At 62.5% G+C, this 7,326-nt stretch carries 4 protein-coding genes; all 4 read left to right on the forward strand.

Annotation, left to right across the window (positions count from 1 at the left end; all coding sequences use genetic code 11):
* Positions 1 to 202 (forward strand): hypothetical protein (locus tag D6877_RS29675; RefSeq protein ID WP_206662999.1); only part of this gene is annotated, 202 nt, incomplete at its 5' end.
* Entirely contained in the window at positions 177 to 2,480 is a 2,304-nt protein-coding gene (locus D6877_RS24425; RefSeq protein WP_016771932.1) for a YgiQ family radical SAM protein, read from the forward strand. The genes D6877_RS29675 and D6877_RS24425, both read left to right, overlap by 26 nt.
* Positions 2,481 to 2,820: 340 nt before the next feature.
* The gene (locus D6877_RS24430; RefSeq protein ID WP_130912364.1) at positions 2,821 to 6,096 is read left to right on the forward strand and encodes a transglutaminase family protein; all 3,276 of its coding nucleotides are present in this window, start codon (positions 2,821 to 2,823) and stop codon (positions 6,094 to 6,096) included.
* A gap of 88 nt (positions 6,097 to 6,184) precedes the next feature.
* On the forward strand, positions 6,185 to 7,326 hold a 1,142-nt coding region (locus D6877_RS24435; RefSeq protein WP_178083745.1), incomplete at its 3' end, for a circularly permuted type 2 ATP-grasp protein.

Genomic DNA, 7,326 nt, shown 5'->3' on the forward strand with positions numbered 1-7,326 from the left:
GGCGGGCGGCTTCCTTGCCGTTTCGTGCGTCGTGCGTTCAACAAAAACGCGTAATGTGTGGCGGGTTGGCGGCGCGAGAGCTGCGCACAGAGAAACCGACCACCGTCGTCGGAATTGGTCAAAATTTGTGCTATATTCCGCGCCCGCGATTTTTCACTTCAACACCGGTCGTCGACATGCAAGCAGCCAAGCCGTTATTTGACTATCCAAAATATTGGGCCGAATGTTTCGGGCCAGCGCCATTCCTGCCGATGAGCAGGGAGGAGATGGATCAGCTCGGCTGGGATTCGTGCGACATCATCATTGTTACCGGTGATGCCTACGTCGATCATCCGTCGTTCGGCATGGCGATCATCGGCCGGCTGCTGGAGTCGCAAGGCTTCCGCGTCGGGATCATCGCGCAGCCGAACTGGCAGTCCAAAGACGACTTCATGAAGCTCGGCGAGCCGAACCTGTTCTTCGGCGTCGCGGCGGGCAACATGGACTCGATGATCAACCGCTACACCGCGGACAAGAAAATCCGTTCCGATGACGCGTACACGCCCGGCGGCATGGCCGGCAAGCGTCCGGATCGCGCCAGCCTGGTCTACAGCCAGCGCTGCAAGGAAGCCTACAAGCACGTGCCGATCGTGCTCGGCGGCATCGAAGCCTCGCTGCGCCGCATCGCTCACTACGACTATTGGCAGGATCGCGTGCGCAACTCGATCCTGATCGACGCCAGCGCCGACATTCTCCTGTACGGCAACGCCGAGCGTGCGATTGTCGAAGTTGCCCAGCGCCTGTCGTGGGGCCACAAGATCGAAGACATCACCGATGTGCGCGGCACCGCGTTCATCCGTCGCGATACGCCGCAGGGCTGGTACGAAGTCGACTCTACGCGCATCGACCGTCCGGGCAAGGTCGACAAGATCATCAACCCGTACGTGAATACCCAGGACACCCAGGCCTGCGCCATCGAGCAGGAAAAAGGCCCGGTCGAAGATCCGCAGGAAGCCAAGGTCGTGCAGATCCTGGCCAGCCCGCGCATGACCCGCGACAAGACCGTGATCCGCCTGCCGTCGATGGAGAAGGTGCGTAACGACCCGGTGCTGTACGCCCACGCCAATCGCGTGTTGCACCTGGAAACCAACCCGGGCAACGCCCGTGCGCTGGTGCAGAAGCATGGCGAGCTCGATGTCTGGTTCAACCCGCCGCCGATTCCGATGACCACCGAAGAAATGGACTACGTGTTCGGCATGCCTTACGCCCGTGTGCCGCACCCGGCGTATGGCAAGGAGAAGATCCCGGCCTACGACATGATCCGTTTCTCGGTGAACATCATGCGTGGCTGCTTTGGCGGCTGCACCTTCTGCTCGATCACCGAGCACGAAGGACGGATCATCCAGAACCGTTCCGAAGAGTCGATCATTCGCGAAATCGAAGAGATCCGCGACAAGGTCCCAGGCTTCACCGGGGTCATTTCCGACCTCGGCGGCCCGACTGCGAACATGTACCGCATCGCCTGCAAGAGCCCGGAAATCGAATCCGCGTGCCGCAAGCCGTCCTGCGTGTTTCCCGGTATCTGCCCGAACCTGAACACCGACCACTCGTCGCTGATCCAGCTGTATCGCAGCGCCCGTGCCCTGCCGGGTGTGAAAAAGATCCTTATCGCTTCCGGCCTGCGCTACGACCTCGCCGTCGAGTCGCCGGAGTACGTCAAGGAGCTGGTGACCCACCACGTCGGCGGTTACCTGAAGATCGCCCCGGAGCACACCGAGGAAGGTCCGCTCAACCAGATGATGAAACCGGGCATCGGCAGCTATGACAAGTTCAAGCGCATGTTCGAGAAGTACACCAAGGAAGCGGGCAAGGAGCAGTACCTGATTCCGTACTTCATCGCCGCCCACCCGGGCACTACCGACGAAGACATGATGAACCTCGCCCTGTGGCTCAAGGGCAACGGCTTCCGCGCTGACCAGGTGCAAGCGTTCTACCCGTCGCCGATGGCCACCGCTACGGCGATGTACCACTCGGGCAAGAACCCGCTGCGCAAGGTGACGTACAAGAGCGACGGCGTGACCATCGTCAAGAGCGAAGATCAGCGTCGTCTGCACAAGGCGTTCTTGCGTTATCACGACCCGAAAGGCTGGCCGATGCTGCGTGAAGCGCTGATCCGCATGGGCCGCGCCGATCTGATCGGCCCGGGCAAGGATCAACTGATTCCGGCGCATCAGCCGGCCACCGACAGCTACCAGAGCGCCCGTCGCAAGAACTCGACGCCGGCCGGCAGCCACAAGGTCGCCAAAGAGAAGACCACCAAGATCCTCACTCAGCACACCGGTTTGCCGCCGCGTGCCAGTGATGGCGGTAATCCGTGGGACAAGCGTGAACAGGCCAAGGCTGCGGCATTCGCCCGCAACCAGCAGGCGGCCAAGGAACGCAAGGATGCGGCCAAAGGCAAAGGGCCGAAGCCGACGCGCAAGCCGGTCGTGCCGCGCTAAACACTGCTTGAGCTGAACAGAACGCCAACCTTCGGGTTGGCGTTTTGCATTTCAGGCCTCAGGAAATGAGTTGTTGCCGCTGGCCTCTTCGCGAGCAGGCTCGCTCCCACAGGGGAACGCATTGCACATGTGGGAGCGAGCCTGCTCGCGAAAGCGTCCGATCAAACACCGCAAGAATCAGCGTTCGCAACATTTGCGTGCAACTGAGTCCAAGCATTTCCTCGCATCGCCCGGTTTTGGTGCTGTACTGCCTTGAGCATTTCGCGAAAGCGCGCAAGCCTGTGCATGGCATAAGTCTTGCGCGCTTTCCCATACGCCCAAGGCTCGCAGGAGGCACGCCGTGTCGATTCATGTCGCATTGCATCACGTCACGCATTATCGCTACGACCGCGCTGTCGAACTCGGCCCGCAGATCGTCCGCCTGCGCCCGGCGCCCCACAGCCGCACGCGAATTCTTTCCTATGCGCTGAAAGTCTCGCCCGAGCAGCATTTCATCAACTGGCAGCAGGACCCCCAGGGTAATTACCTGGCACGTCTGGTGTTTCCGGAAAAAACCGCAGAGCTGCGCATCGAAGTCGATCTGGTAGCGGAAATGGCGGTGTTCAATCCGTTCGATTTCTTTCTCGAACCGTACGCCGAGCGAATCCCGTTCAGCTACGCCGCCGATGAGCGCAAGGAGTTGGCGCCGTACCTCGAAACCCTGCCGCTGACGCCAACGTTCAAGGCTTACCTGGACAGCATCGACCGCACGCCACTGCCGGCGGTGGATTTTCTGGTGGCGCTCAATCAGCGCCTCAGCGAAGACATCGGCTACCTGATCCGCATGGAGCCCGGCGTGCAGACTCCGGAGCACACACTGCAACACGCCTCCGGTTCCTGCCGTGATTCGGCATGGTTGCTGGTGCAGCTGTTGCGCAATCTCGGTCTGGCGGCGCGGTTTGTTTCCGGCTACCTGATTCAACTGACCGCCGATTTGAAAAGCCTCGACGGCCCGTCCGGCACCGAAGTCGACTTCACCGACCTGCACGCCTGGTGCGAGGTGTATCTGCCGGGGGCCGGCTGGATTGGCCTTGATGCGACGTCCGGGTTGTTCGCCGGGGAAGGGCATATTCCGTTGGCGTGCAGTCCCGATCCGTCCTCGGCGGCGCCGATCAGTGGTCTGGTCGAACCTTGCGAGACACAGTTCAGCCACGAAATGTCGGTCGAGCGAATCTGGGAAGCGCCACGTGTCACCAAGCCCTACACCGATGAACAGTGGCGGGCGATCCAGGCGCTGGGGCGGCAGATCGATGCCGATCTGCTCGCAGGCGATGTGCGCCTGACCATGGGCGGCGAGCCGACCTTCGTTTCCATCGACGACCCGGACGGCGCCGAATGGAACACCGCCGCGCTGGGGCCGGACAAGCGTCGGCTGTCCGCCGAACTGTTTCAGCGCATGCGCAAGCAATACGCGCCGCAGGGGCTGGTCCATTTCGGCCAGGGCAAGTGGTATCCCGGCGAGCAGTTGCCGCGCTGGTCGCTCAATTGTTACTGGCGCCGCGACGGTCAGCCGATCTGGCACAACGACGCATTGATCGCCGACGAACAGCAGGACTATGGCGCCGACGGCGAACTGGCCGGACGCTTTCTCGCCAGCGTCGCCGAACGCCTGAAGTTGCCTGCGCGCTTTGTCTTCCCGGCTTACGAGGATCATCTCTATTACCTCTGGCGCGAGGGCGCGTTGCCCGGCAACGTCAGCGCCGAAGATTCGCGGTTGGAAGAACCGCTGGAGCGCGCGCGATTGCGCAAGGTCTTCAGTCAGGGCCTGAACAAGGTGATCGGTCAGGTGCTGCCGCTGGCGCGCACGGCCAAGGGCGATCAATGGCAGAGCGGGCGTTGGTATCTGCGCGATGAGCACTGTCGCTTGGTGCCCGGGGATTCGCCGCTGGGTTACCGCTTGCCGCTGGCGTCGCAGCCGTGGGTGAAAGCGGCGGAATATCCGTTCATCCATCCCAACGATCCGAATCAGGACTTCGCTGATCTGCCGGATGCCGCGCAGCTCGGTGTGCACGGCGAACCTGCTGCGCTGGATGAGCGCGTGCCGAAAATCGATGAGTCCGCTGACTGGCTGACCCGTACCGCATTCTGCGCCGAGGCCCGCGAAGGGCGGCTGTATCTGTTCATGCCGCCGCTGGAGCGGGTCGAGGATTATCTGGAACTGGTCTCGGCCATTGAGGCCACCGCCGAAGAATTGCATTGCCCGGTGCTGCTGGAAGGCTATGAACCACCGAGTGATCCGCGCCTGAGCAATTTCCGTGTCACTCCGGACCCGGGCGTGATCGAGGTCAACGTGCAGCCATCGGCGAGCTGGGACGAGTTGGTCGAGCGCACCGAGTTTCTCTACGAACAGGCACGGCAAACCCGCCTGACCACCGAGAAGTTCATGATCGACGGGCGCCACACCGGCACCGGTGGCGGCAACCATTTCGTCCTCGGCGGCGCGACACCGGCGGACTCACCGTTTCTGCGGCGGCCGGATCTGCTGCGCAGCCTGATCAGCTACTGGCACAACCATCCTTCGCTGTCGTACCTGTTTTCCGGCCTCTTCATCGGCCCGACGTCCCAAGCGCCACGGGTCGACGAGGCGCGTAATGACGCCTTGTACGAACTGGAAATCGCTTTCGCGCAGATGCCGGAACCGGGCGAGGAATGTGCGCCGTGGCTGGTCGATCGACTGTTGCGCAATCTGCTGATCGACGTCACCGGCAATACCCATCGCGCCGAATTCTGCATCGACAAACTGTATTCACCGGACGGCGCCACCGGGCGTCTTGGCTTGCTGGAACTTCGCGCTTTTGAAATGCCGCCCCATGCGCGCATGAGTCTGGCTCAGCAGTTGCTGCTGCGGGCGCTGGTCGCGCGCTTTTGGCGCGAGCCTTATACGCCGGCGAAACTGGCACGCTGGGGCACCGAGCTGCACGACCGCTTTCTGTTGCCGCACTTTATCGAAGAGGATTTCGCCGACGTCATCGTCGAACTCAACAACGCCGGCTACCCGTTGCGCGCGGAGTGGTTCGCTGCGCACCTGGAGTTTCGTTTTCCCAAGGTCGGCGACTACGCCGTCAATGGCATCGAGCTGGAGCTGCGCCAGGCCCTCGAACCCTGGCACGTGCTGGGCGAGGAGGGCTCGGCGGGCGGCACGGTGCGCTACGTCGATTCGTCGCTGGAGCGCTTGCAGGTCAAGCTCAACGGCCTGCCGCCACATCGCTATCTGCTGACTTGCAATGGCGTCGCGGTGCCGTTGCACCCGACCGGGCGGGTGGGTGAGTTTGTCGCCGGGGTGCGCTTTCGAGCCTGGCAACCAGCCAACTGCCTGCATCCGACCATACCGGTGCACGCGCCGTTGGTGTTCGACCTGCTCGACACCTGGATGGGGCGTTCGCTGGGTGGTTGCCAGTACCACGTCGCCCATCCCGGTGGGCGCAATTACGAAACGTTGCCGGTCAATGCCAACGAGGCGGAGAGCCGGCGCATGGCGCGGTTTTTCCGCCTCGGACACACGCCGGGGAAACTTCCCGTACCCAAGGTTGAAATCAATGACGAGCTACCGATGACCATCGACCTGCGCCGTTACTAGAGCCTACGCAACACGCGGATTTTTCGTATATCCGCGTGTCATGTGCCTGCGTTAGTCTGACCGTTCCCTGCTGTCTGCCGAGCTTTCCATGCCTGACCTGTTAGACCGCTACCCGCTGACTGCGGGCACCTATCACGAACTGCTCGACGGCAGCGGCGCAGTGCGTGCGCATTGGCAGCGCCTGTTCGATCAGTTGCAGCGCAGCAGCCCGGCGCAGCTGGTGCAGCGTCAGGCCTTGCTGGCGCGGCAGATTCAGGAAAACGGTGTCACCTACAACGTCTATGCCGATCCCAAGGGCGCTGACCGGCCGTGGGAACTGGATCTGCTGCCCCATGTGATCGCGGCTGATGAATGGCAGCAATTGTCCGCCGGCATCGCTCAGCGTGCGCGCTTGCTCAACGCAGTGCTGGCGGATCTATACGGTCCGCAGCGGTTGATCAGCGAGGGCCTGCTGCCCGCCGAGCTGGTATTCGGGCACAACAATTTTCTTTGGCCTTGTCAGGGCATTGCCCCGCCCGAGTCAGCTTTTTTGCATTTGTATGCCGTGGATCTGGCGCGCACGCCGGATGGTCGCTGGTGGGTCACTGCCGATCGCACGCAGGCGCCGTCCGGGGCCGGCTATGCGCTGGAAAACCGCACCATCGTCTCCCGCGCCTTTCCAGATTTGTACCGCGATCTGAAGGTCCAGCATCTGGCCGGTTTCTTCCGCACCTTGCAGGAAACTTTGGCGCGGCAGGCGCCGGATGGCGATGACGCACCGCTGGTGGTACTGCTGACGCCGGGGCGGTTCAATGAAAGTTATTTCGAGCACCTGTATCTGGCGCGCCAGCTCGGCTATCCGCTGGTCGAGGGCGGCGACCTGACTGTGCGCAATGCCACGGTGTACCTGAAAACCCTAAGCGGCCTGCGCCGGGTGCACGCGATCATGCGCCGCCTCGACGATGATTTCTGCGACCCGCTGGAACTGCGTACCGACTCGGCGCTCGGCGTCCCAGGTCTACTAGAGGCGGTGCGGCAGGGGCGGGTGCTGGTCGCCAATTCGCTGGGCAGCGGCGTGCTGGAATCGCCGGGTCTGCTGGGGTTTCTGCCGAAGATCAATCAATACCTGTTCGGCGAAGAACTGATCCTGCCGTCGATCGCCACCTGGTGGTGCGGTGAAGCGCCAGTGCTGGCGCAGGCGCTGGAAAAACTCCCGGAGCTGTTGATCAAACCGGCGTTCCCGTCGCAGAG

Source organism: Pseudomonas sp. Sample_9 (assembly GCF_004307535.1).
GTDB classification, from domain to species: Bacteria; Pseudomonadota; Gammaproteobacteria; order Pseudomonadales; family Pseudomonadaceae; genus Aquipseudomonas; species Aquipseudomonas mercuritolerans.

Bases quoted from the DNA above. Each gene is read 5' to 3' on its own strand.
- D6877_RS24425 (WP_016771932.1), top strand. From the start codon at position 177: ATGCAAGCAGCCAAGCCGTTATTTGACTATCCAAAATATTGGGCCGAA.